Raw genomic sequence first — 22,421 nt, forward strand, 5'->3', positions numbered from 1 at the left:
ATTCTATAAACTGCTGTATGGATTTACGACAAGTTCACCTAATATACAATTGAATAAAAAAAGACAATGTATTTTTTTGCATTGTCTTGTAAGCTTATACCACAGCGCTTTTCACGCCAGTCCATTTCAAAAATAACTTTTCGTTAAAAGTTAAAGCAAATTGTACAATTGGCCCAAGACCAAAAGCCATTAGAGCCGTTCCAATCCCAATAGGTCCACCAAGTAAAAAACCAAGTATAGCGACAGTTACTTCCATAGTTGTTCGAGAACGTGTGACACTCCAGCCGAGTTTATGGACCATTAGAAGCATCAATGTATCTCGGGGACCAATGCCTAAATTCGCCACCATGTACATACCACAGCCCCAGCCAAGTAATATTAAGCCAGAAATATAAGCAAATAGCTGCATCCAAAAACCATCTATATCTGGTATCCAATAGTTAAATATATCAATAAAAATACCTGCTAAAAACATATCTATAAATGTGCCAGGCAGTGGAAACTTCTTCGTGAAAAACATATCAAATGCTAAAATGGCTAGTCCAATGAGAATTGACCAAGTACCGATAGTTAATCCGAATGTATTAGCTAGCCCAATATGTAACACATCCCACGAGCCAACACCAAAAACCTGACCTTTAATCGTTAACGTTATACCTAAGGATAAAACCAAAATGCCTGTTAAGAAGAACAGACACCGTGCGAAAAAAGCTTCCTTCATCATTAATACCTCATTCTAATAATTCGTGTTGTCCAACAAGTCATTATAGCAATAAATTTAAAAATAAGCCGAAGATTGTCATTTCATATTTTTCAAAAAATAAGGTTAGACTCGATAAATTAGGACAAAATATAAGGAGATAAGAAAGGATGAGATGACATGACCTCTGTTCGAGATGAAATATTAGAAGTTTTAAACCGAGAAAAAATAGGAACGATGGCAACAGTTGAGAATGGTAAACCGTACTCACGCTATATGACATTCCAACATGAAGATTTTATATTATACACAGTAACAAATAAACATTCTGAAAAAATGGAAGAGCTTCGCAAAAACCCATATACACATATATTATATGGATACGAAAACAGGGGTTTTGGTGATACGTATGTTGAGATTGAAGGAAAGCTAACAGAAATTCTAGAGGAAGGAATAAAAAATAAGTTAGCTGAATTTTTTACAAGCATTTTCGTTGGTAATCATGATGAAATGGTCACACTAAAAATTGAACCAATTCGTATGCGATTAATGAATAAAAAAGGGGAACCACCTAAAGAACTCGAATTTACAAACGACCATTAAGATGTGGTCGTTTTTTTAGATTACTTAAGAATATAGGGATAATAATTCTTGCTAAATGATAATCATTACTTGAAATTAGACGAGTGTTCATGCATGATAATTCAAAAAGAAAAAAGGAGTGCAAAGAATGTCCAACAAACTACAACAGCTTGCACAAAATATTTTAACATCGCAAGGGAAAATTGAGGCGGATTTTATTTTACGTAACGCACAAATTGCAGATGTTTTTACATTGACGTGGAAAAAGGCAGATATCGTCGTTAACAATGGACAAATTGTTGCGCTAGATACAATGAATAGATATAAAGCTAAAAATGAAGAGGATGCCGCAGGAAAATATGTGGTACCTGGTCTGATTGATGGACATATACATATTGAGTCGTCGATGCTAACACCAGCAGAATTTAGTCGTATATTGATTCCGCATGGCATCACAACAGTCATTACAGATCCCCATGAAATTGCAAATGTTGCAGGTGCGGAGGGTATTCAATTTATGCTAGATGATGCAAAAAAAGCAGATATGGATATCTTTGTTATGTTGCCATCTAGTGTTCCAGGCACTCATTTTGAAAATGCAGGAGCAAAGCTGACAGCTGTTGATTTAGAGCCGTTTTTAAAGCACGAAGATGTTCGAGGTTTAGCTGAGGTCATGGATTTTCCGGCTGTATTAAATGGTGAAACAGGCATGCTTGAAAAGATTATCCTTTCACAACAGGCAAATTTAGTTATAGATGGGCATTGTGCGGGCTTAAATAGTCATCAAATTACGGGCTATCGTGCTGCTGGTATCCATACTGATCATGAATGTGTAACGGCACAGGAGGCTATTGATCGAATTGAGCAAGGGATGTATGTACTTATTCGTGAAGGCTCAGCGGCAAAAAATTTACGTGATTTATTGCCTGCTGTCAATACAACAAATGCTCGCCGTTTTGGCTTTTGTACTGATGATAAATACGTTGACGAGCTAATGGATGAAGGTAGTATTAACTTCGATGTGGCAATGGCTATTGAGGAAGGGATGGTGCCGTTACAGGCCGTTCAACTTGCTACTGTTAATACAGCTGAGTGTTATCGTTTATATGATCGAGGCGTTTTAGCACCAGGCTATAAGGCGGATTTTCTATTAATCGAGAACATCGACAATATGCGTGCAAAGGCAGTTTGGAAAAATGGTGAAAAGGTTGCTGAAAACGGTGTGATGTTAACGAATCGTATAGAGCCTAATGTTCCTACACATATTCATCACTCTGTACATTTACCAAATGTAACGAAGGACCAGCTCAGCATTCCATTCCAAAAAGGTACGAAGGCGAATGTAATGGAAATTATACCAAATCAGCTTATTACGAACCATTTAGTAATAGATGTACCTGTGAAAGATGGTGTATTTGTACCGTCAGTTGAGCAGGATTTACTAAAGCTAGCAGTTATTGAGCGTCATCACAATTTGCATACGACAGGTCTTGGAATTGTGAGAGGCTTTGGTTTACGAAAAGGGGCAGTGGCCACTACTGTAGCTCATGATTCGCATAATGCATTAGTAGTAGGTACGAATGATGAAGATATGTTACTTGCTTTGTCACGTATTCAGGAAATTCAAGGTGGTTTTGTCATCGTAGCTGATGGCAAGATTTTAGCGGAAATGCCATTAACAATTGGAGGCTTAATGACGGATGCACCTGCTGATGAGGCTAAGAAGCAATTAGCAAGTCTACATAACGCCTTACTCGCACTTAATCCAACACTAGATTTCCATTTTTTATTGACGTTTTCATTTGTCGCATTACCTGTTATCCCTGCGTTAAAGTTGACAGATACAGGGCTATTTGATGTTACAACTTTTCAACATATTCCGGTAGAAGCGGAAGTTTAACATTAGATTATGTGTTATTGTGCATTAAATGGGGGATAATTTCTGTTCCAGGTTACTCGTTTTCGTACAAAAAACATCTTGCTGAAGTTTCGTTTTTATCTCTATTAATAAGACCAACATATCAGAAGAAAATACTAGGTGAAATGGTTGATTGGAGTGGAGACTGAGCGACTCCTTGGGGATCAGCGGCTCATCGGACGCCCCCCGCAAAGCGCTCAGTCGGAACGGAAATCAATCAACCCCTCGTTTTGCCGAAGGGGTATACTATTATTTATTAGGACATCTTAATTTTCACCAAGATCTCCTCGAACATTTTTTTTCAATATAATGAAACGACCTAAAAGCATAGCCGCTTTTAGGTCGTTTTTTTAAATGGGATAGATACGTGCTTTTAACTGTTTATTTAATATGGATGCCTGCATTAGTGCTTGTTCATCGTGAGCAATCTCACCAGGTTTGTTTCCTTCTCCGATAATATAAGATGAGAACGGCATCTTTAAGAAATCGAAGATATATTGGAATTGCTGAATCATTGGTAGACCTTTTATATAGGGTTCATCGCCACCAACAGCAAGAACAATAGCCTCGGTAGTTTGTAGTTTTTCCTTAAGCTGTGGAAAACGATCATCTCGAATAGCTTGACTTAGTCGATCTATCATGTTCTTCATTATTCCTGACATACTATACCAATAAATAGGTGTTGCAAAAACAACGATATCACTTGTTAAAAACGCATGGATAATTTGATCATAATCATCATCTACTAACTGAAAGCCATTGTCATCATGACGTAAATCGTTGATGGGTTCGATCGCTATTTTTTTTAGATCTATTTTTTGATGTCTAATGCCCTCTAACACATAGTCAGCAAGTTGTTCACTATTACTATCGGCTCTAGAGCTTCCTATAAATGCGGTAATGTTCATATGAGAATCCTCCTCTATCCTTCGGGCTATAACTAGTGTAAACTTATTTTTATTATCGATAAAGCTGAATGTTTCGATCAAATGAATCGGAAAAAACGATTTAGAGGTGGAAAAGATGGATATGAAACAGCTTCAAACGTTTTTAACAGCTTCAGAAACGTTAAGCTTTACGCAGACAGCGCAGCTACTGGATTATGCACAGTCAAGTATAACAGCACAAATTAAATCGCTAGAAGAGGAGCTAGGTGTTGTTCTTTTTGAGAGACTAGGAAAACGCATTACCCTTACGGAGGAAGGCAAGCGATTACAACAGTATGCTCAAAAAATGCTTGATTTAAATGTAGATATGAAAAAAGCTGTGTTAAACGAACAAGGACAAGCTGTGTTAAAAATAGGTGCACAGGAAAGTCAATGTGTCTACCGTCTGCCGAGTATTTTACAACAATTTCAGAAAGCCCATTCACAGGTGAAAATCATTTTTAAGCCTGTACATACTACGGAAATCGCCAAAGGTTTATTACAATCAGGCGATCTTGATGTAGCGTTTATTACAGATGCATACAAGGAAACACCTATGTTACATCGTGAGCGACTTCTTCAAGAGCAATTAGTATTTGTCAGTGCATCTAATGATAGCAACGCGGATAGAGAGGTATTTTCTTTACAGCAACTTTCAAATGAAACGATGCTTCTGACAGAAAGTGGTTGCTCCTACCGTAATCAATTGGAAGTCCATCTTCAGCAGGAAGGTGCACTTCCGATACAAATGATTGAATTTGCAAGTATTGAAGCTATTAAGCAATGCGTGATGGCAGGCTTAGGTATTACATTCTTACCTAAAATGGTGGTACAAAAGGAGTTAGAAAACAATAATTTAAAAGAACTGACTACATCAATGAATTTAGCAGATATTTTTACGGATATCGCATGGCATAAGGATAAGCACATATCTCCGTATCTCGCTGATTTTATAGAGATCGCCAAGAAGATGTATAAGAAGTTTTAAGAGCATAATTATTGTACCCAGACATCTATAATTAAAACTGTATAGAATCCATTTTGATTGATCTAAGACTATGCAATGTCTTATCAAAAAAAGCACACGAAAAACGCATTGTTATGTAGACAGTACTCTTGCATATTTAGTAAGGGAAAAATCATAGTGTTGGAAAGGTGAGGAAGTAAGTTCAAAATAATTAAAAAAAGTGCGAATGATTCTTTTTAATTCATTTCGCACTTTTTAGTTCTTTTCACTGTGGAAGGATATTGTGGTGAATATAAAAGTACCTCAAGGATGTTCCTTAATAAGTTTGGAGATTCTTAGTCGGACCTATGGAAAACTTATTGTTTCTTTAAAGTCCCAGAAAAATTAGTTCCTTCATCATGCATTGTCCGACAATCTACCTCGGTAATTTTAAGCGCATTATTAAGCCGCTCAAATTCTAATACACATCGATTGCCGTTTGAGGATTTGTTCATTACGGCCTTAGTGCTAGAAGTGATCGTTGCTGTCCCATCGACACTCCCTGCAGCTGTTCCATCATTGGCAGTTATGAGTATATTAAAGCTTTTGCTTGTTGTGTTTGAAATATAGGCATCACGGCGATTAAAATCGGATGAGCCTGTACCCCATTTATAGTAATACAAATAGGTACCATCCCAAGCACTTTTTGAAGGTGTTGTTAGCTGCATTGTTTTATCTAGTTGATTTTGGCCATTTTTCGCTCTCGTATTTAAAGAAGTATTACTCTTATTTTCATGAAGTGCTTGTGCATCTTCTGAAATTTCATAAAAATTTCTTTCATCCATACGATAGAGCATTGTCACGACTTGAGCTCGTGTCATATTGTTAGTTACACCAAAAAACTTCTGTAAATTGCGGTTTTCATACTGAAGGTTTTGACCAGTGGAAATATAATAATCGAGTAAAAACTGTATAGATTGATCTAATCCACTTTTACCATTAGCTAAATGGGTAATTGCCTGTGCTACAACACCGCGCTTCACACTAGCTGCTCGAATAGTGTTATCGAAATATCCGTTTAATGGAACACCATAGCTTGCAAGTCGATTGTAAAATTCATCAGACCAGTTTGCAGCAGGAGTCTGTTTTTTCAACTCGTCATATGGCGATTCAAGCTCATAAAAGTTAGCCAGTAGTTTTGCGAATTGCTGCTCTGTAATTGTTGCATTGGGCTTAAATGTACCATCTGCATAGCCATTAACGATATCATACTCTTCTGCCCACATGATGGCTTCATACGCATAGTGATCTTCTGGCACATCTTTAAAGCCAGCAGCTTGTACAGTGTATCCACTTGCTACAACAAGTAGGGGAAGCAATAAAGCGCACACTAATTTTTTCATTAGTCTCAGTCATCCTTTCTATCTAGTTATGTTAATAGTTTGCAGGATATGGATAAAAACTGCAAATTTTTCTAGATTAACTTCTTTCAGTTAAAGACATTTGTAGCTGATGTTACGCTTTCACTACAGAAAATATTTGCTGAAAGAAGTTAAAGCCTCCGGACGCATTTATGCCGAGGCATAATTAATTTTACTAAAAAGAGGCTAGAGAAAACTGTTCTTATAAGAAAGAAGGAATATACAGAGATGTTGAATAGTTTAAATAAATACCTTCAAAAATGGATGCCTGTTTTAACGCCACTTAGCTTAGTGATTGGTGTATTGTTCGAGAATGTAGGGCGCCAGCTATTATTTTTAGTGCCGTGGCTGTTTGCTTTTATGACATTTGCAGGTAGTTTAAGCATGAATTTTGAAGGAATAAAAAGTCTTAAAAAATACCCAAAAGTTATATTAGTTGTTATTGCATTTTTACACATACTCATGCCAATTTGGGCTTATTTTGTATCAACCGTCATCTTTCACGATCACCTTTTAACAATTGGTTTTGTTTTAGCAGTCGCTGTGCCAACAGGAGTAACTAGCTTTATTTGGGTCAGTATTTGTAGGGGGCATCTTGCATTATGTCTTGCAATTATTTTAATAGATACACTTATTTCGCCCGTTGTCATTCCTGCATTACTTCATATTGTTGTAGGGCAAACAATCGAAATTAATACTATTGGTCTCATTTTAGATTTACTTTGGATGATAGTCGTGCCTTCTCTTATAGGTGTAGCGTTAAATGAGTTTTCTAAAGGCGAAATTGAGCTGACTCTAGGAAAGAAATTAGCACCTTTTTCAAAACTTAGTTTATTTAGTATTGTAATGATTAATAGTAGTGCAATTGCCCCATACATTAAAAATATTAGCTTGGAGCTTGTTAGTGTAATTTTAGTCGTATTTTTACTTGCCGTATCAGGGTATGCTTTTTGTTTAATATTAGGGCATATACTTTGGAAGGATATAAGCATTATTACGATGTTCATTTTTACAGGAGGGATGCGTAATATTGCTGTAGGGGTTGTAATAGCCACTACATACTTCCCTGCAAAAACGGTTATGCCTGTAGTGTTTGGCATGCTATTTCAGCAAGTTCTTGCCTCGTTCTTTAGCCGAGTAACGGAAAAGTACCAGCTGAAATACGCGGAAGGTTAAATATATGTTGAACGCAAAAATAATCGCGATTGTTTGGAAGAAAGCGACTGTCTTTTGTAAGATCTCACAGTGCTGTCACCATCGACTGTTATTAGAATGCTACATCATTTTGTGACAATTAATGGTGGTGAACGTTACAATAAAACACTAAAAATTTTTATGCATTATCATCAAGTGAAAATAACAAAGTATGAGGTTTCCATTATGCTACCTTCAGAATATGATGAAGATAAGCACTAGCCATGTTATTTAATTGTAGGATGGGGGAGATTTTCATCTTGAAATACAAAAATATATATTTGAGAGTAATCACCAACAGTTTTTATACTAGAAATGCTGGTGTTTTGCGCTATTGGAGGTTTTTTGAGTAATATTTTTTCTCGAAAAATATCAATGAATAGTAGTTTAAGCTTATTGTTTTTCTTAAAGAAAGAAAATGTTGAATGAGAAAGAAGGATGCGTGAATGAAAGAGTTAGATGATTTGAAGCTAACGATTCTTCCGTTAATTATTTTGCTTATTCTTATACTTTTATGGAAACTGACCGATTCGGTTGCAGCAGGGATGGTGGTAATTATTTTCTGGATAGGCTGGCGCCGCCTTGTAAGAAAATTACTATAATTTGAAAGCGAGGACTTTCTAATTTTGCGTAGTGTCAGTTTTAAGGCTCCTCACAAAAAGCTAAATGGCGGGTCTGCCGATTAAAATTTACTAAAAAGCTTTATGCAATTTATATACACTTGACATCGTTTGATAATGGAATCAAACGGTGTTTTTTTTATCGCTTTTCTTATGATGGCTATATTTTTTGGATGTGATTAGAAAAAGGCGATATTACAAAATTAATGATCTATTGAGCAAGATCTCATAAATACATAATTATAATGAAAATATTTTAAAGGGATATAAAGAATGTAATATTGTAAAATGACTATGTACTAATATTTGTAATTTTGTTACTATTTATTAATTAATAAATGAAACAACAAGGAGATACAACATGTGGCGTAATCGAAACGTATGGATAATTTTATTAGGTGAATTTGTTGTAGGTCTTGGCTTGTGGGCTGGGGTTATAGGTAATCTAGCTTTTATGCAAGAGGTCGTTCCCTCGGATTTTCACAAATCATTAATTATTTCTTGCGGTATATTGGCTGGTTTAGTAGTAGGTCCGTTGGCAGGGCGTATTATTGACAGGTCAATGAAGAAAACAGTTATACAGTGGGCTAGTGTAGGGCGAATTATAAGTGTTTTATTTATGTTTATGGCACTTTATACAAATTCGGTTATTTGGATGATTCTTTTTTTAATTTCGTTGCAAATAGCAGCAGCCTTTTATATGCCTGCTCTACAATCTATTATTCCAATGATTGTTAAAGATAAGGATTTAATTACATTAAATGCTTGGCAAATGAATGCTCGAACGATTTCAAGGATTATTGGTACTGCTGCAGCGGGATTCATGCTAAGTTTCTTTGAGCTAAAATGGTTGTACATCATTTCATTTATTGTTTATGTGATGATGTTTGTTATTACGAACTTCCTACAATTAGATGAATCAGCAAATCAATCGTCAGCAACAAAAGCAAAGGGCAACTTTAAAGAAGTGTTACCGATGGTGAAGGAGCACCCCGTTGTATTAATGACACTTGTCTTAATGTTAATTCCAACATTATTTTTAGGTTCCTTTAATTTAGTTATAATGAAAATTTCTGAGATTCATCATTCGACGACAATATCAGGATTATTATATACAGTTGAGGGTATAGGTTTTATGCTAGGTGCAGCTGGTTTGAAATTGATTACAGAACGGCTGAACACTAGAACACTACTTTTTACATTAGCATTTATCATCGGTTTGATGGAGCTAATGCTAATATTCTCTGATATAAAATTTTTGGCATTAGTGGCTTTTGGAGTTTTTGGTTTTTCAGTAGGCTGTTTTTTCCCGACGACGATGGTTATTTTTCAAAAGCAAGTGCCAAAAGAATTTCATGGGCGATTTTTCTCATTCCGTAATATGATTGATTCTGTCATCTTTCAGGTCGTCTTATTGTCAACGGGCATGATGTTAGATTTAGTTGGTTTAAGTGGATTGGGACTTGTTTTTGGTATTATTAGCTTAAGTTTAACCATCACTTTTTTACTATATTCAAAGAAAAAGAGTGTTGTTATGCATGCTCATTAAATATAAACAAAAAAAGAACTGTCAAATCTGTAAACTGTTTTTGACAGTTCTTATTTCTTAATTAAGTCTACATTTTTATTGATTTTCCGAACGGGGAAGCCCAATTCTTAAGGTGTAGGCTGAGCGTGAGGTCGGATAAGGAGTGCCACTAAAACCAGAAAGATTTGCGGTGCTTCAAGTATCCGAAAATTCTACTCTTTTTTGCATGTATGTTGCAGTCTATAAAAAAACTGATACATTGTGTATATGAACGAATATAGACGAACAAACACAACCGTATCATTAATTAACTATCATTTCGGTTTTTGTCCCCGTTACAGAAGCAAGCTTTTTCTGCGTACAGATGTAGAGGAAAGTAGAAGGAAGGTGTTGTAAGATGCTTGGAAAAGCACAAGAAACCATGGACACATATATTGATTCACCTGAAAAGCTAAAGAGTTTATATAAGCGAGTGCTAATCGTTGTTAGTCTCTCACAAGTTTTTGGTGGGGCAGGGCTTGCAGCAGGTATTACGGTAGGGGCTCTTTTAGCTCAACAAATGCTTGGGACAGATGCCTATGCGGGAGTGCCGTCCGCTTTATTTACTTTAGGGTCGGCAGGTGCAGCTTTAATTGTAGGGAAACTATCACAACGTTATGGGCGTCGTACAGGTTTATCGACCGGCTTTTTTGTAGGTGGGCTTGGTGCAATCGGAGTTGTGATTGCGGCTATTACAAATAGTGTCATTTTATTATTCGCATCTCTATTTATCTATGGTGCAGGGACTGCGTCAAATTTACAGGCACGCTATGCAGGGACGGATTTAGCCAATAATAAACAACGAGCAAAGGCTATTAGCACAACAATGGTGATGACAACGTTCGGGGCTGTCGCTGGTCCAAATTTAGTAGAAATTATGGGGAAAGTTGCTCTTTCAATGGGTGTTCCGTCGCTTGCAGGTCCATTTATCTTATCAGCAACAGCATTTATCTTAGCAGGTCTTGTCCTTTTTATTATGTTACGTCCGGATCCATTAGAAATTGCAAAAATGATAGAAGCGGACAGACGAGAAAATGAATATGGAAATATGACGGAATCCCTTAGTGAAAAAGCTGTCAGTAAAAGAGGTCTTACAGTTGGTGCAACGGTTATGGTTCTTACTCAGATTGTAATGGTTGCTATAATGACGATGACACCAGTACATATGAAACATCATGGTCATGGTTTATCGGAGGTTGGGATTGTTATAGGTTTTCATGTAGGTTCCATGTATCTTCCATCGCTTGTAACAGGTGTTCTTGTTGATAAAATCGGACGAACAGCCATGAGTATTGCTTCTGGAGTGACTCTATTATGTGCAGGTTTATTAGCAGCATTCGCACCGAGTGATTCTATGGTTCTATTAATCGTAGCGCTTTCTTTACTAGGATTGGGCTGGAACTTTGGCTTAATTAGTGGTACTGCTCAAATAGTTGATTCGACTGAGCCTTCCACACGTGCAAAAACACAGGGGAAAATTGATGTTTTAGTTGCACTAGCAGGAGCTTCTGGTGGCGCTCTCTCAGGTATGGTAGTGGCTAATGCAAGTTATGCGACACTATCTTTAGCAGGGGGGCTTTTATCCTTAATTCTTATTCCAGTTGTTATTTGGTCTAGGAAAGCTTGAGGCAAGCTATATAAGTTATATGCACTAAAGTTTTTTATGGTTACTAAAATAGTTTCAAAGTAACCAACGCAATCTTTAATTTAAGGTTCTTTTGTTGGCATTCTGTATTCCGAAAATGTGTATCAAAAGAACCTTTTCCTCTTCAATTGTCTGTTTTTTTGGGTCAGATCATTTAAGCCCGCGTTTTTTAACTTCTCCTTATATTTAAGATATAGATAAAATGAAATTGTATAAATTAACTCATCTTGTTACCACATCTTTTTAAGTTTGAATTATTAATCGATTCTTGGTTAATCTGCTGGTCTTGGACCTCTATTGCCCTGTGTATTTTCCAAGGTTAAAATAGGCCGAACTGTAATGTCTCCTATTACACGAATTTGACAAGATAGCCGCAAACAGTCTTCATATATATTCTCATCAATATTTTTAATAGCGAAGGCGTTTTTTTCTATTTTAGAAATATCCTTATATTCACCAGCTAATACCTCCACTCTGCAAGTGGTGCATTTTGCCATTCCGCCACACTGATGAAAAATATTTATATCATTATCTTCAAGAGCTAATACTAATTTTTTTCCTTCCTCTACTTCAAAGGTTTTTCCTCCAAATACGGTGACAAATGGCATCTATGAATGCTCCCTTCATGATTTTCCTAATAGATGGGGTTATAGCGAAGCAACTGTTACTATCAGTTTGTATTGATCCGACTATTCTCATACTTCGAAATCATTCATTTAGTGAAAGCTTAAAAATTTTACCTAGCGAGGAAGGAAATGATGCGATTTTTCTTAAAGATTTATTTGTGACATTGAAAGAGGAAAAATTAAAAAGGTCACCGGAGGATAGTGACCCTTAGAAAAAAATAGAAGGGAAAAGATAAATTTTTATTATCCTAATAGTTATGAGCATTAGAGGCGGTGTTAGGTATTAGTAACCTCTATTCATGAAAGTAGCGCCGACAATAATTAAAAGAATGAATAGAACAACAATTAGCGCAAATGCAGATCCAGTACCAGAACCACCATAGTATCCAGACATAGTAATTTCCCTCCTTTCTTTAATTTTATAATATGTAAAGTTTTCAATAGGGATTGCGATATTTATCTACTTAATAAATATTTAATTTAAAAATAATTTCAAAATATATCAAGAGCTTTAATGAAAAAAGGTACTCTTGTAAAAAGTGCCCCTTAAATAAGCTTTACACATTATTCTCGCTATTTGAAAGGCCCCTTATATTAATACATGAAAGTTGCGCCTATTAGAACGAATTTTGATCCACCATAGCCACCACCGTAATAGCAATTGTTATTGTAATTACCTATATTACCGAATTTTCCCTCGTTTTTATGTCGATTGTTAGTATAGTTATAGAAGGCAAAGGAGGTATTCATCCTATTGGAAAAATTTATGGAATTAGTGTTTTTTATATAGTTAGCTGTCTAAAAAAGATGATAAGTTAAAAATAATGTTTAATTAAAGGTCGTATCCAATCGGATATGGCTTTTTATAATGCAATTTGGCCACCATTTCGATAGGCGTGACCTTTTACTTAATCGATTAGAAGGCAATGGCTCATCAAAGTAAGGAAGGTAAATATCCCCTAAATAATCACTTAACAAAAAAATCAAACTCCTCCAATCTATATAAACTATACCTTGTAGAAAAGAAATGTATGTTGATAACGATTTTTGTGACAAATCATATCCAACCTAATGAAATGTATTTATTAATACTAATTTCCTAACATACCAATCGGTTATTTGAATATTTATAACTATTAAATGTAAATATTGATAAATATAATAGCGTATTTTTAATAGCTTTTAAAATTTTAATTGACGATGATAATCATTCTCTTTTATATTATTGACTACATTCATAATTTCATATTACTTTTGGAAAGAAGGCATTTTTATTAAAACACGTAGAATCATCTCAAAAATTCATTTATGGCTTAGTATGATAGCAGGGGTTTTTATAGTATTGATTGGCTTAACAGGAAGTTTGCTAGTCTTTGAACCTGAATTAAATAGCATGCTGCATCCTGATTTGTATAAAGTAACGGAAGGTAAAAAAGTAACGTACCAGCAAGCCTTGCAGGCAGTATCAGAAGCACATCCAAAAGGTCAGATTGACCGTGTATATACTCCAAGTGAACCTAATGCTCGAGGAGTTTACTTATTCCGCCTTCAGGAAGGAGAAGAACAACTAAACATATTTGTAGATCCAGGAACAGGATACATAAATGGAACATTAGGGGATAAAGCAATATTCAACCTAATAACGGAGTTTCATGAAAAGTTGCTGTTAAAAGATTTCAATGGTGAGCAAATCATCGGTATGATTGGATTTATTTTCTTTTTCATTACATTATCAGGAGTTTATTTATGGTGGCCTGGGATTAAAAAATGGGCACGTGGATTTAGTTTAAGACGTAATGCCAACCCTTATGTACGGCAATATGATCTACACAAAGTCATTGGTGGAGTTTCCATTCCGTTTTTATTGGTTGTTTCATTAACAGGAGCGCTTTTCGCATATGATGAAATGATTTTTGGTTGGTTTGGTGCAAAAGCAAAGGTGATGCCTCCAGAAGAGCAGCTTATCTCAAAAGCCCTTCCAAGTGGTAAGCTTCCACTTGATGAATTGTTCAGTATGGCTGAAAAAGAAGTACCTCAGGGAACACTTATGCAAGTTAGAATGCCAAAAAAAGTGGAAAGTGGAAACCACGAAGGCGCAGTTGAATTTCGTATCAGCAATTCATATGATCCGGGCAATGGAAATGTAAAAGTATGGTTAGATCAGTATAGCGGAAAAGTAGTGGGCAAGCTAAATCCACATGTAAATAGTGGGCTTATGTACCAAACATGGCACCTACCATTACATACTGGTAGTTTTGGTGGTTTATTTACTAAAGTTTTGTATGCTATCGGTGGTCTTACTCCATCTATACTGATGTTCACTGGTATCTATATGTGGTGGTATAAGAAAAAGAACAAGAACAAACGTAAAAAACAGAAAATCGACTCGAGAGCCGTAGTATAAACACATGGCGACAATGTTAAATCCCTTATAACCTCCGTGTATTTGATAGATCATCCTTAATTCTTATACCCGTTGTCATTAAGTTATATGAACTAAAATTTTTAATGGTTACTAAACATTTTGAATAATAGTTTCAAAATAACTAATGTATGTAAGGGGCTGCTTCGAAGTGAAATGAAACCCATTTCCTACAGTCATTTTGATGCTTTAGAAATATATATATCAAAAGTTTTTATTATAAAAAGTGTCTGCTTATGGTGGGAAGCAGACACTTTTTTGTGAAGGATTTTTAATGTGCAAGTAATCTAACGGATAGATATTATGGCTGATGAGTAAAATAGAAAAAACCGGCAGAAAAAAGGTTGCCGGTTGAGGATGATAATTTAACTTATTTTGTCCCGTTTTCGTTTCCAAATCGACCAGAAGCTTGTTTTTTGTTAGCTTCTGCTTGTTGGATTTGTTGTTTAATTTGGTTAAAATCAGTCTCATTCCCGAATTCTTGATTCATCGAGTTCATTGCTCCAGAAGCTTGTTTTTTGTTAGCTTCTGCTTGTTGGATTTGTTGTTTAATTTGATTAACATCAGTTTCATTCCCAAATTCTTCGCTCATCGAGTTCATTGCATTTGGGGTTTTTTTGTTAAAGTTTTGGTTGTTATTCATGGATTTCACCTCCTGAAATTAGTCTGTACAGAAGATTCTTTATTATCCGTAGATAAATTCTAAAAAGATTCCTTAGTTGGTGTTAGATAGACCGATAGTAATGGAAGACATGTACGTGACAGGCAAGAGGCTACCTGTCACGCACCAATAGATTTAATTGCATTAGATGAACTCAAGATAAATAATATCTTTTAATTTGTCAGTGACTCTAAAAAGAAGGAATAGTTGCCGTACTCTCATTAGATGGTATCGTGGTATATGTTGCGACTATAGTATTTTGAATTGAAAATTAGAATGTGTCATATTTGCTATAAATACTCTTTAGAAAGTTAAATATGGTGCTAACCTACTATATTTGCGAAAAGTGCTTTTGTGGTATAATTTCCTAAAAAAGGAGTGATTTTTTTGGGGATTCGAAATTATTTTAAAGTAATAAAAGTTCTAGTATGTTTATCTGTTAGTTTATGCATTATAAACTATCCGATTATTTCCTTTGCTGCAACACTTGATACTAATGTAGCTAGTGAAAAAAGCAAATCTAATGATATTGATACTGGTATTGCAAACCTGAACTACAATAATAGCGAAGTTTTAGCAGTGAATGGTGACAAGATTAATAGTTTTGTTCCAAAAGAAGGTATTAATTCAAATGATAAATTTATAGTGGTTGAACGTAACAAAAAATCACTTACAACTTCGCCGGTGGATATTTCAATTATTGATTCTATGGCGAATCGTACATATCCAGGAGCATTACAACTTGCAAACAAAGCTTTTGTAGACAATCAACCTAGTTTATTGGTGGCTAAAAGAAAACCGCTAAATATTAGCATAGATTTACCTGGAATGAAAAGAGAAAATACTACGACTGTGGATAATCCAACATATGGTAATGTATCTGGGGCAGTAGATGAATTAGTATCTACATGGAGTGAAAAATATTCTACAACTCATACTTTACCTGCAAGACTACAATATTCGGAATCTATGGTTTATAGCAAATCTCAAATAGCAAGCGCTCTGAATGTTAACGCCCAAGTTCTTGACAATTCACTGGGAATTGACTTTAATGCGATTGCTAATGGAGAGAAAAAAGTGATGGTTGCGGCATATAAACAAATATTTTATACAGTAAGTGCAGAACAACCTAACAATCCATCAGACCTTTTTGATGATAGTGTCAATTTTGAAGAGTTAACTCGTAAAGGGGTAAGTAATGATGCCCCTCCTGTTATGGTCTCAAATGTTGCTTATGGCAGAACAATTTATGTAAAATTAGAAACAAGCTCTAAAAGCAAGGATGTACAAGCTGCTTTTAAAGCCCTACTGAAGGATGTTAATACTAATGTAGAAACTAGTGGACAGTACAAAGATATATTTGAAGAAAGTTCCTTTACTGCTGTAGTATTAGGCGGAGATTCACAAAAGCATAATCAGGTTGTCTCTAAGGACTTTAATGATATTAGAGAAATAATTAAAGATAATGGGGAATTTAGTCTTAAAAATCCAGCATACCCAATATCATATACAAGTGTTTTCTTAAAGGATAATTCAATTGCTGCTGTTCATAACAATACAGATTATATTGAGACGACAGCTACAGAATATTCTAAAGGCAAAATCATCCTTGATCATTACGGTGCATATGTTGCTCAATTTGAAGTAGCTTGGGATGAAATTTCATATGATGAAAACGGGAATGAAGTTCTATCCCATAAAACTTGGGATGGAAACTGGAAAGATAAAACAGCTCATTTCTCTACAGTGATACCACTTCCGCCTAATGCAAAAAATATAAGAATTTATGCAAGAGAATGTACAGGTCTTGCATGGGAATGGTGGAGAACAATTATTGATGAATACAATGTTCCATTATCTAATGAAATAAAAGTTTCAATTGGAGGAACTACATTATACCCAACAGGTAATATTAATTAGAAATAAACTTCCACCAGCGAAAACAAACGGCTGAGATTCTTGTAAACAAGAACTTCAGCCGTTTTTATTTTCTCAAGTATCTACATTTGGGGCTGTGATGGGGCAACTATTATGGTATAAGTTCATACCTATCGATAATGTTCAGGTTTGTAAACGGGGCGTTGAAATAGTATTAAAGGGTTCCGCATATATTGAACTTTAATCCTCAAACATAGGAGTGAGGCAAGTGAAGGATATAAATGCGTTTTTAAAGAAATTACATTACTTTGATAAAAAATTTAAGTTATTTATCAATCAAAACAACGATCATCTAATAGTTGAGTATCCAGAGTTGTGTGGAATAATCGATGAGTATTCTTCCTTTATTATAGATCATGACAATGAAAAACAATGGGAAAATTTAGCTCAATCAATCGAAATATTACCATTAGTCGAGAATCTAAGAAGTAACTCTTCTGTTTGTGTACAAATAATGGAAAAATATCGAGCTTTAGTATTAAGCTATGAAAATGAGGGGATCACTGATTATTTTCGTAACATAGAAGACTGCATTGAAAAGGAATTTGGAGGTTTTCAAATTACCAGTCAGTCGAAGGTGCTCTTGGTAGGATCAGGACCTTTTCCTATAACATTATTAATGATTGCGGAACGAACAGGCGCAGAAGTTTTTGGAATTGATATTGATAATGAAGCGGTTCAGTTGGGAAAGCATGTAGTAAATAAATTTGGAAGTCAATTATCAATTCAAATTGACAATAAGTCAGTACGAGAACTCCCAGTTATTAAACAGATTACTCATATTATATTTAGTTCAACTGTTAGCTATAAATATGACATATTAGACCAATTATATGATTTAACTAATAAGGATGTGATGATTGCTATGCGTTATGGTAATGGGTTAAAGTCTCTTTTTAATTATCCAATGCAGGAAGTAGACGAAAACAAATGGTATATAACGGAAAAAGTTATGCACCCTCAAAATGTATTTGATGTTATTTTGTATCAAAAAGTACAATGACTTAAATAGATGAGGAGAGGATTATGACTTATTTTAATAAGGTTTTACTGTTAGGAACAGGTCCAACAGTAATTCAATTAGCTGTAAATTTCAAGAATTATTATAATAGTAAAGTTGCTATTGCTGGTAGAGAATCTTTACGTTCCAAAATGTTCTTTGAAACTATCGTTCAGCATCAACTTGAACTTAATGTAAATATACAAAATACACAACATCAGTCTGTAGCAGGAAAATGTATTATTGATGCGTTTTTTAAGGGTTATCATACAGTATCTGGAGACTGGGATACCGTTGTACTTAGTGTTACTACAGATTCTTATATATCAGTATTAGCACAAATTGATAAAGAAGTGTTGAAGAAGGCTAGCTGTTTTATATTGATTTCACCTACATTTGGCTCAAGTCATTTAATAACTAATTTCCTAAAGTATCTATCTCCTAAGACTGAGGTAATTAGTTTTTCAACATATTATGGAGATACTAGATGGTTAGGGGAAAATCCATCAAATGAAGTATTGACGACAGGCGTAAAGAGAACAGTTTATATTGGTTCAACTTACTCAAAATCGGATAGACTGGATGAACTATCTAAATTATTTCGTTATTTAGGGATTCATTTGGAAAAAGTAGCATCTCCCCTTGAGGCAGAAACAAAAAATATTTCTTTATATGTGCATCCTCCTTTATTTATGAACGATTTTTCACTAGAAGCAATATTTGATGAGAAAAAAATAACAAAGTATGTGTATAAGCTTTATCCTGAGGGTCCCATTACTTATACAGTGATTCGTCATTTATTAAATTATTGGAAAGAAATGATGGCGATTGTACAACACTTCAATATTCAACCTCTAAATCTATTAAAGTTTATGGTAGATGATAATTATCCACTACAGCCTGAAAGTATTGCCAGACAAGAAATAGAGAATTTTAATAAACTGGAGTCCATACATCAAGAGTATCTACTCTATATTCGTTATGCCTCCTTATTAATTGATCCATTTTCTATACCAAATCAAGAAGGAAGATACTTTGATTTTTCAGCAGTTCCTCTTAGAAGCATTTTTAAAAATCATGACGGGGAATGGGATATTCCTAGAATGCCAAAAGAGGATTACTATCGTGTGAAAATCATTCAAGGGATTGCTAAAGCTCTGAAATTGAAAAGTCCAACGCTTGATTATTTTGTACAAACATATGAAGAAAAATTACAACAAGTAGTGGCTTCACCGGAGAACAAAATATATTCAGATGCCTTCCAAGTAAAATCCTTTTCACAAGAAATAGAGATGATATGTAAGGAATTAATTTTAAGTGAAAAAACAAAAGTGGTGTAATATATGGATAAAATAGAGATTAAATGTGATGAAGAAAACATAAACATCATCTTTTAAAAATCATAATGAAGAAGTTAAATTTGAATGAGTAACAAAAAAAGCAGCAAAAGAAAGAACGTTTTGAATGATATAGTGTTAATTGAGGAAAGTGAGTTTTTATATTTTGGTGAACTACATTGTAAAACGGTTGCGTGGTTGAAATTAACGAGGTAAAAAAGAAAGAGTAATGGCTTAATATCCCCGGTAAACGTTAGTTAAAAAACTAACATTTACCGGTGTTTTTATGACAAGATTTACGATAATTATACTAATTGTCTTTTACGATAATTAACAACTTGACAGAAGTCTATAAGGGGAGTAGTATACAATAGCTACGAAAAAAGCTATTGTGAAGTAACATTTTTTCATGAAATACTTATAATCTAAGTTAATATATATCTAGATTTAATTTAACTTTTTTCAGCGGGTGCTTAAACACATGTTGAAATAAAGGAACTAATTCTAAGAACATAACGTCCTTAGACTAAGTGACCGGCTTCGTGATGGCCTAAAGCCTTCGGCGGATGTCATGAAATCGGCAAGGAGTGCTTAATTGAATAAGTAAAAGGTAGGTGCAAAAATGAAAAATTTAATAAGTAAAAAAGATAACCTATTAAACAAATTTATAGGGATATATTTATTAGCTGTCGTAATGTTATGGATTAAAACATACATCACTCAAACAACACAATTTAAACTAGGCGTAGAAGGATTCCTTCAACATTTCCTTTTACTATTAAATCCACTAGGTTCAGCAATGCTGTTTCTAGGAATATCATTTTTATTTAAAGGAAAGAGAAAATATACATCACTAGTTGTAGTGTATACTCTGATGTCTATTCTTTTATATGCCAATGTTGTATATTACCGATTTTTTAGTGATTTCATTACATTACCTACAGTTACCCAAACGCAGAACTTTGGAGATTTAGGTGGTAGTGTTCTTACTTTAATAAAGCCTTTTGATATCTTGTTCTTTGTGGACGTATTTGTAATGTTTTACTTACGATTCTCAAGAAAAATACAAAAAGATAGCAATCGTTTTGGATATAAAAAAGCAACGGCAATCATTACTATTGCATTAGCAATATCAATCCTAAATTTAGGACTAGCTGAAGCTGATCGTCCGCAACTATTATCTCGTGGTTTTGATAGAAACTATATTGTGAAATATCTAGGAATGTATAACTATACGATTTATGATTCAGTAGAAACGATGAAAGCAACTTCACAGAGAGCTTTGGCGGATAGTAGTGATATTACAGAAGTGATGAACTATACAAAATCCAACTACGCCAAACCTAATGAACAATATTTTGGTAAAGCAAAAGGAATGAACGTTATCTATTTACATTTAGAATCATTCCAAAACTTCCTGATTGACTATAAATTAAACGGTGAAGAAGTTACACCATTTTTAAATTCATTAACAAAAGATAAGAATACAATGTATTTTGATAATTTCTACCATCAAACTGGTCAAGGTAAAACTTCCGATGCAGAATTTATGCTGGAAAATTCTTTATTTGGATTACCACAAGGATCTGCTTATATTACAAAAGCACAAAATACGTATCAAGCAGCTCCTAGTATTTTAAAAGATTATGGTTATACATCTGCTGTATTCCATGGTAACAATGGAAGCTTCTGGAATCGAAATGAGATTTATAAATCATTTGGATTCGAGCACTTCTTTGATGCTAGTTATTATGACACGGGTTCTTCAGAAAACATGGCTGAATACGGATTGTTAGATAAACCATTCTTTAAACAATCTGAAAGTATGTTAAGTTCGTTACCACAACCTTTCTATACGAAATTAATTACGGTAGGGAACCACTTCCCATATAAAATGGATCAAAGCTTAGTTACAATTGATAAAGCTAATACTGGGGATTCAAGTGTAGATAATTATTTCCAAACAGCTCGTTATGCAGATGAAGCAATCAAACAGATGTTCAATCAATTAAAAGAATCAGGATTATATGATAATTCGATGATCGTTCTTTATGGTGACCATTACGGTATTTCAGATAATCATAATGATGCGATGGAACAAGTCATTGGAAAAGAAATTACACCATATGAAAATGCTAATTTGCAACGCGTACCATTATTTATACACGTTCCAGGTATGCAAGGTGGAACTAACCATACTTATGGTGGCCAAACAGACCTTCTTCCAACGTTATTACATTTACTAGGAATTGATACACAAAAATTTGTTCAATTTGGTTCCGACTTATTATCAAAAGAGCATGATGAAGTTGTACCATTTAGAAATGGCGGTTTTGTCAGTCCTACTATTTATTCGGTTAATGGGAAATTTTATGATAATAAAACAGGTTTACTACTAGATGATAGTCAATTAGAGTTTGCGCAAACTATGAAAGATAATGTAGATCGTAAATTAGAATTATCTGATAAAGTCGTGAATGGTGACTTATTGAGATTCTATACGCCAAAAGACTATACTCCAGTTGATCGTTCTAAGTATAATTACTCCAAAGATGAGAATGTAGAATCTAATTAATTGTTGCAATTTCCTGGGCAGTTCAAGATGATGTGTTTGATATCATAAAGTTTAATTGCTTTATGGTATCCTACCGTTATCTTGAATTGTCTTTTTTTATGTTATATTAAAATAGACCTCTTAACGTTTAAGTGCATCTGATAAGGCAGCAAATGTATTATCAGATATAGCATGATAACCTGCTTTTCATCTTTAGACGTTTTAAATCAAGCGTTACACAATAAGAGAAAGATTGAAGAGGAAGGGACATAAGTATATTTTTAAAGCAAAATTGGCAAATTTAACATCAGAAAAGCGCGAGAAATCAACGTTTCTAAACTTGATTTCTCGCGCTTTTTAAGGT

At 34.5% G+C, this 22,421-nt stretch carries 19 protein-coding genes and 1 pseudogene; 14 read left to right on the forward strand and 6 right to left on the reverse strand.

Annotation, left to right across the window (positions count from 1 at the left end; translation table 11 throughout):
- Window positions 1-94: 94 nt before the first annotated feature.
- Window positions 95-721, reverse strand: a complete 627-nt coding sequence (locus ACZ11_RS06090; RefSeq protein ID WP_049664508.1) for a YczE/YyaS/YitT family protein — start codon at window positions 719-721, stop codon at window positions 95-97.
- Window positions 722-880: 159 nt separating this feature from the next.
- On the opposite strand from ACZ11_RS06090, the gene ACZ11_RS06095 reads away from it, so the two are divergent.
- Window positions 881-1,303, forward strand: a complete 423-nt coding sequence (locus ACZ11_RS06095) for a pyridoxamine 5'-phosphate oxidase family protein (protein ID WP_049664509.1) — start codon at window positions 881-883, stop codon at window positions 1,301-1,303.
- Window positions 1,304-1,430: 127 nt separating this feature from the next.
- Window positions 1,431-3,182 (forward strand): adenine deaminase, encoded by a 1,752-nt coding sequence (ade, locus tag ACZ11_RS06100; RefSeq protein ID WP_049664511.1) that lies wholly within the window; start codon window positions 1,431-1,433, stop codon window positions 3,180-3,182.
- 368 nt (window positions 3,183-3,550) lie between these two features.
- Here the strand turns inward: ade and ACZ11_RS06105 are convergent, their stop codons facing one another.
- Complete coding sequence (locus ACZ11_RS06105) at window positions 3,551-4,108, reverse strand: flavodoxin family protein (RefSeq protein ID WP_049664513.1); 558 nt, start codon at window positions 4,106-4,108, stop codon at window positions 3,551-3,553.
- Between the two features lie 115 nt (window positions 4,109-4,223).
- On the opposite strand from ACZ11_RS06105, the gene ACZ11_RS06110 reads away from it, so the two are divergent.
- Window positions 4,224-5,114, forward strand: a complete 891-nt coding sequence (locus tag ACZ11_RS06110; RefSeq protein ID WP_049664514.1) for a LysR family transcriptional regulator — start codon at window positions 4,224-4,226, stop codon at window positions 5,112-5,114.
- Between the two features lie 335 nt (window positions 5,115-5,449).
- On the opposite strand, the gene ACZ11_RS06115 is transcribed toward ACZ11_RS06110, so the two are convergent.
- A complete protein-coding gene (locus tag ACZ11_RS06115; protein ID WP_049664516.1) occupies window positions 5,450-6,475 on the reverse strand; it encodes an S-layer homology domain-containing protein in 1,026 nt (341 codons plus the stop codon).
- 246 nt (window positions 6,476-6,721) lie between these two features.
- On the opposite strand from ACZ11_RS06115, the gene ACZ11_RS06120 reads away from it, so the two are divergent.
- From ACZ11_RS06120 to ACZ11_RS06130, 5 genes and pseudogenes are all read left to right on the forward strand, one after another.
- On the forward strand, window positions 6,722-7,669 hold the full coding sequence (locus ACZ11_RS06120) for a bile acid:sodium symporter family protein (protein ID WP_049664517.1): 948 nt from the start codon (window positions 6,722-6,724) through the stop codon (window positions 7,667-7,669).
- A gap of 464 nt (window positions 7,670-8,133) precedes the next feature.
- A complete protein-coding gene (locus tag ACZ11_RS26530) occupies window positions 8,134-8,289 on the forward strand; it encodes a hypothetical protein (RefSeq protein ID WP_169776070.1) in 156 nt (51 codons plus the stop codon).
- 379 nt (window positions 8,290-8,668) lie between these two features.
- Window positions 8,669-9,856: an MFS transporter gene (locus ACZ11_RS06125; protein WP_049664519.1), complete on the forward strand. Its 1,188-nt coding sequence runs from the start codon at window positions 8,669-8,671 to the stop codon at window positions 9,854-9,856.
- A 246-nt stretch (window positions 9,857-10,102) separates the two neighbouring features.
- Window positions 10,103-10,190, forward strand: a pseudogene (locus ACZ11_RS26895) (IS200/IS605 family transposase); the annotation flags it as partial.
- A 42-nt stretch (window positions 10,191-10,232) separates the two neighbouring features.
- Entirely contained in the window at window positions 10,233-11,501 is a 1,269-nt protein-coding gene (locus ACZ11_RS06130; RefSeq protein ID WP_049664521.1) for an MFS transporter, read from the forward strand.
- A 290-nt stretch (window positions 11,502-11,791) separates the two neighbouring features.
- On the opposite strand, the gene ACZ11_RS06135 is transcribed toward ACZ11_RS06130, so the two are convergent.
- On the reverse strand, window positions 11,792-12,127 hold the full coding sequence (locus ACZ11_RS06135; RefSeq protein WP_049664522.1) for a 2Fe-2S iron-sulfur cluster-binding protein: 336 nt from the start codon (window positions 12,125-12,127) through the stop codon (window positions 11,792-11,794).
- A gap of 17 nt (window positions 12,128-12,144) precedes the next feature.
- Between ACZ11_RS06135 and ACZ11_RS06140 the strand changes: the two genes are divergently transcribed.
- Window positions 12,145-12,357, forward strand: coding sequence for a hypothetical protein (locus ACZ11_RS06140; protein ID WP_134008521.1), 213 nt, complete (start codon window positions 12,145-12,147; stop codon window positions 12,355-12,357).
- Window positions 12,358-12,428: 71 nt separating this feature from the next.
- Here the strand turns inward: ACZ11_RS06140 and ACZ11_RS24955 are convergent, their stop codons facing one another.
- A complete protein-coding gene (locus tag ACZ11_RS24955) occupies window positions 12,429-12,539 on the reverse strand; it encodes a YjcZ family sporulation protein (RefSeq protein WP_049664525.1) in 111 nt (36 codons plus the stop codon).
- Window positions 12,540-13,370: 831 nt separating this feature from the next.
- On the opposite strand from ACZ11_RS24955, the gene ACZ11_RS06150 reads away from it, so the two are divergent.
- Window positions 13,371-14,549 carry a PepSY-associated TM helix domain-containing protein gene (locus tag ACZ11_RS06150; RefSeq protein ID WP_269079309.1) on the forward strand — a complete coding sequence of 393 codons (1,179 nt, stop codon included), beginning with the start codon at window positions 13,371-13,373 and terminating at the stop codon, window positions 14,547-14,549.
- Window positions 14,550-14,937: 388 nt separating this feature from the next.
- On the opposite strand, the gene ACZ11_RS06155 is transcribed toward ACZ11_RS06150, so the two are convergent.
- Entirely contained in the window at window positions 14,938-15,210 is a 273-nt protein-coding gene (locus ACZ11_RS06155; RefSeq protein ID WP_134008518.1) for a gamma-type small acid-soluble spore protein, read from the reverse strand.
- A gap of 396 nt (window positions 15,211-15,606) precedes the next feature.
- On the opposite strand from ACZ11_RS06155, the gene ACZ11_RS06160 reads away from it, so the two are divergent.
- The 4 genes from ACZ11_RS06160 to ACZ11_RS06175 all read left to right on the forward strand — a co-directional run bounded on the left by ACZ11_RS06160 (window position 15,607) and on the right by ACZ11_RS06175 (window position 22,078).
- Window positions 15,607-17,148 (forward strand): thiol-activated cytolysin family protein, encoded by a 1,542-nt coding sequence (locus ACZ11_RS06160; protein ID WP_049664528.1) that lies wholly within the window; start codon window positions 15,607-15,609, stop codon window positions 17,146-17,148.
- Between the two features lie 226 nt (window positions 17,149-17,374).
- Window positions 17,375-18,169 (forward strand): nicotianamine synthase family protein, encoded by a 795-nt coding sequence (locus tag ACZ11_RS06165; RefSeq protein ID WP_338048281.1) that lies wholly within the window; start codon window positions 17,375-17,377, stop codon window positions 18,167-18,169.
- A 23-nt stretch (window positions 18,170-18,192) separates the two neighbouring features.
- Window positions 18,193-19,506, forward strand: coding sequence for an opine metallophore biosynthesis dehydrogenase (locus ACZ11_RS06170; RefSeq protein WP_082172694.1), 1,314 nt, complete (start codon window positions 18,193-18,195; stop codon window positions 19,504-19,506).
- Between the two features lie 619 nt (window positions 19,507-20,125).
- Window positions 20,126-22,078, forward strand: coding sequence for an LTA synthase family protein (locus ACZ11_RS06175; protein WP_049664531.1), 1,953 nt, complete (start codon window positions 20,126-20,128; stop codon window positions 22,076-22,078).
- Window positions 22,079-22,421 lie beyond the last annotated feature (343 nt).

The sequence above is a fragment of the Lysinibacillus xylanilyticus genome, assembly GCF_001183605.1.
In the GTDB taxonomy this organism is placed as follows: Bacteria; Bacillota; Bacilli; order Bacillales_A; family Planococcaceae; genus Lysinibacillus; species Lysinibacillus xylanilyticus.

Excerpts from the sequence above, each read along its gene's own strand:
- ACZ11_RS06090 (WP_049664508.1), bottom strand. The coding sequence starts at position 721 with ATGAAGGAAGCTTTTTTCGCACGGTGTCTGTTCTTCTTAACAGGCATT.
- ACZ11_RS06095 (WP_049664509.1), top strand. The coding sequence starts at position 881 with ATGACCTCTGTTCGAGATGAAATATTAGAAGTTTTAAACCGAGAAAAA.
- ade (WP_049664511.1), top strand. The coding sequence starts at position 1,431 with ATGTCCAACAAACTACAACAGCTTGCACAAAATATTTTAACATCGCAA.
- ACZ11_RS06105 (WP_049664513.1), bottom strand. The coding sequence starts at position 4,108 with ATGAACATTACCGCATTTATAGGAAGCTCTAGAGCCGATAGTAATAGT.
- ACZ11_RS06110 (WP_049664514.1), top strand. The coding sequence starts at position 4,224 with ATGGATATGAAACAGCTTCAAACGTTTTTAACAGCTTCAGAAACGTTA.
- ACZ11_RS06115 (WP_049664516.1), bottom strand. The coding sequence starts at position 6,475 with ATGAAAAAATTAGTGTGCGCTTTATTGCTTCCCCTACTTGTTGTAGCA.
- ACZ11_RS06120 (WP_049664517.1), top strand. The coding sequence starts at position 6,722 with ATGTTGAATAGTTTAAATAAATACCTTCAAAAATGGATGCCTGTTTTA.
- ACZ11_RS26530 (WP_169776070.1), top strand. The coding sequence starts at position 8,134 with ATGAAAGAGTTAGATGATTTGAAGCTAACGATTCTTCCGTTAATTATT.
- ACZ11_RS06125 (WP_049664519.1), top strand. The coding sequence starts at position 8,669 with ATGTGGCGTAATCGAAACGTATGGATAATTTTATTAGGTGAATTTGTT.
- ACZ11_RS06130 (WP_049664521.1), top strand. The coding sequence starts at position 10,233 with ATGCTTGGAAAAGCACAAGAAACCATGGACACATATATTGATTCACCT.
- ACZ11_RS06135 (WP_049664522.1), bottom strand. The coding sequence starts at position 12,127 with ATGCCATTTGTCACCGTATTTGGAGGAAAAACCTTTGAAGTAGAGGAA.
- ACZ11_RS06140 (WP_134008521.1), top strand. The coding sequence starts at position 12,145 with ATGATTTTCCTAATAGATGGGGTTATAGCGAAGCAACTGTTACTATCA.
- ACZ11_RS24955 (WP_049664525.1), bottom strand. The coding sequence starts at position 12,539 with ATGTCTGGATACTATGGTGGTTCTGGTACTGGATCTGCATTTGCGCTA.
- ACZ11_RS06155 (WP_134008518.1), bottom strand. The coding sequence starts at position 15,210 with ATGAATAACAACCAAAACTTTAACAAAAAAACCCCAAATGCAATGAAC.
- ACZ11_RS06170 (WP_082172694.1), top strand. The coding sequence starts at position 18,193 with ATGACTTATTTTAATAAGGTTTTACTGTTAGGAACAGGTCCAACAGTA.
- ACZ11_RS06175 (WP_049664531.1), top strand. The coding sequence starts at position 20,126 with ATGAAAAATTTAATAAGTAAAAAAGATAACCTATTAAACAAATTTATA.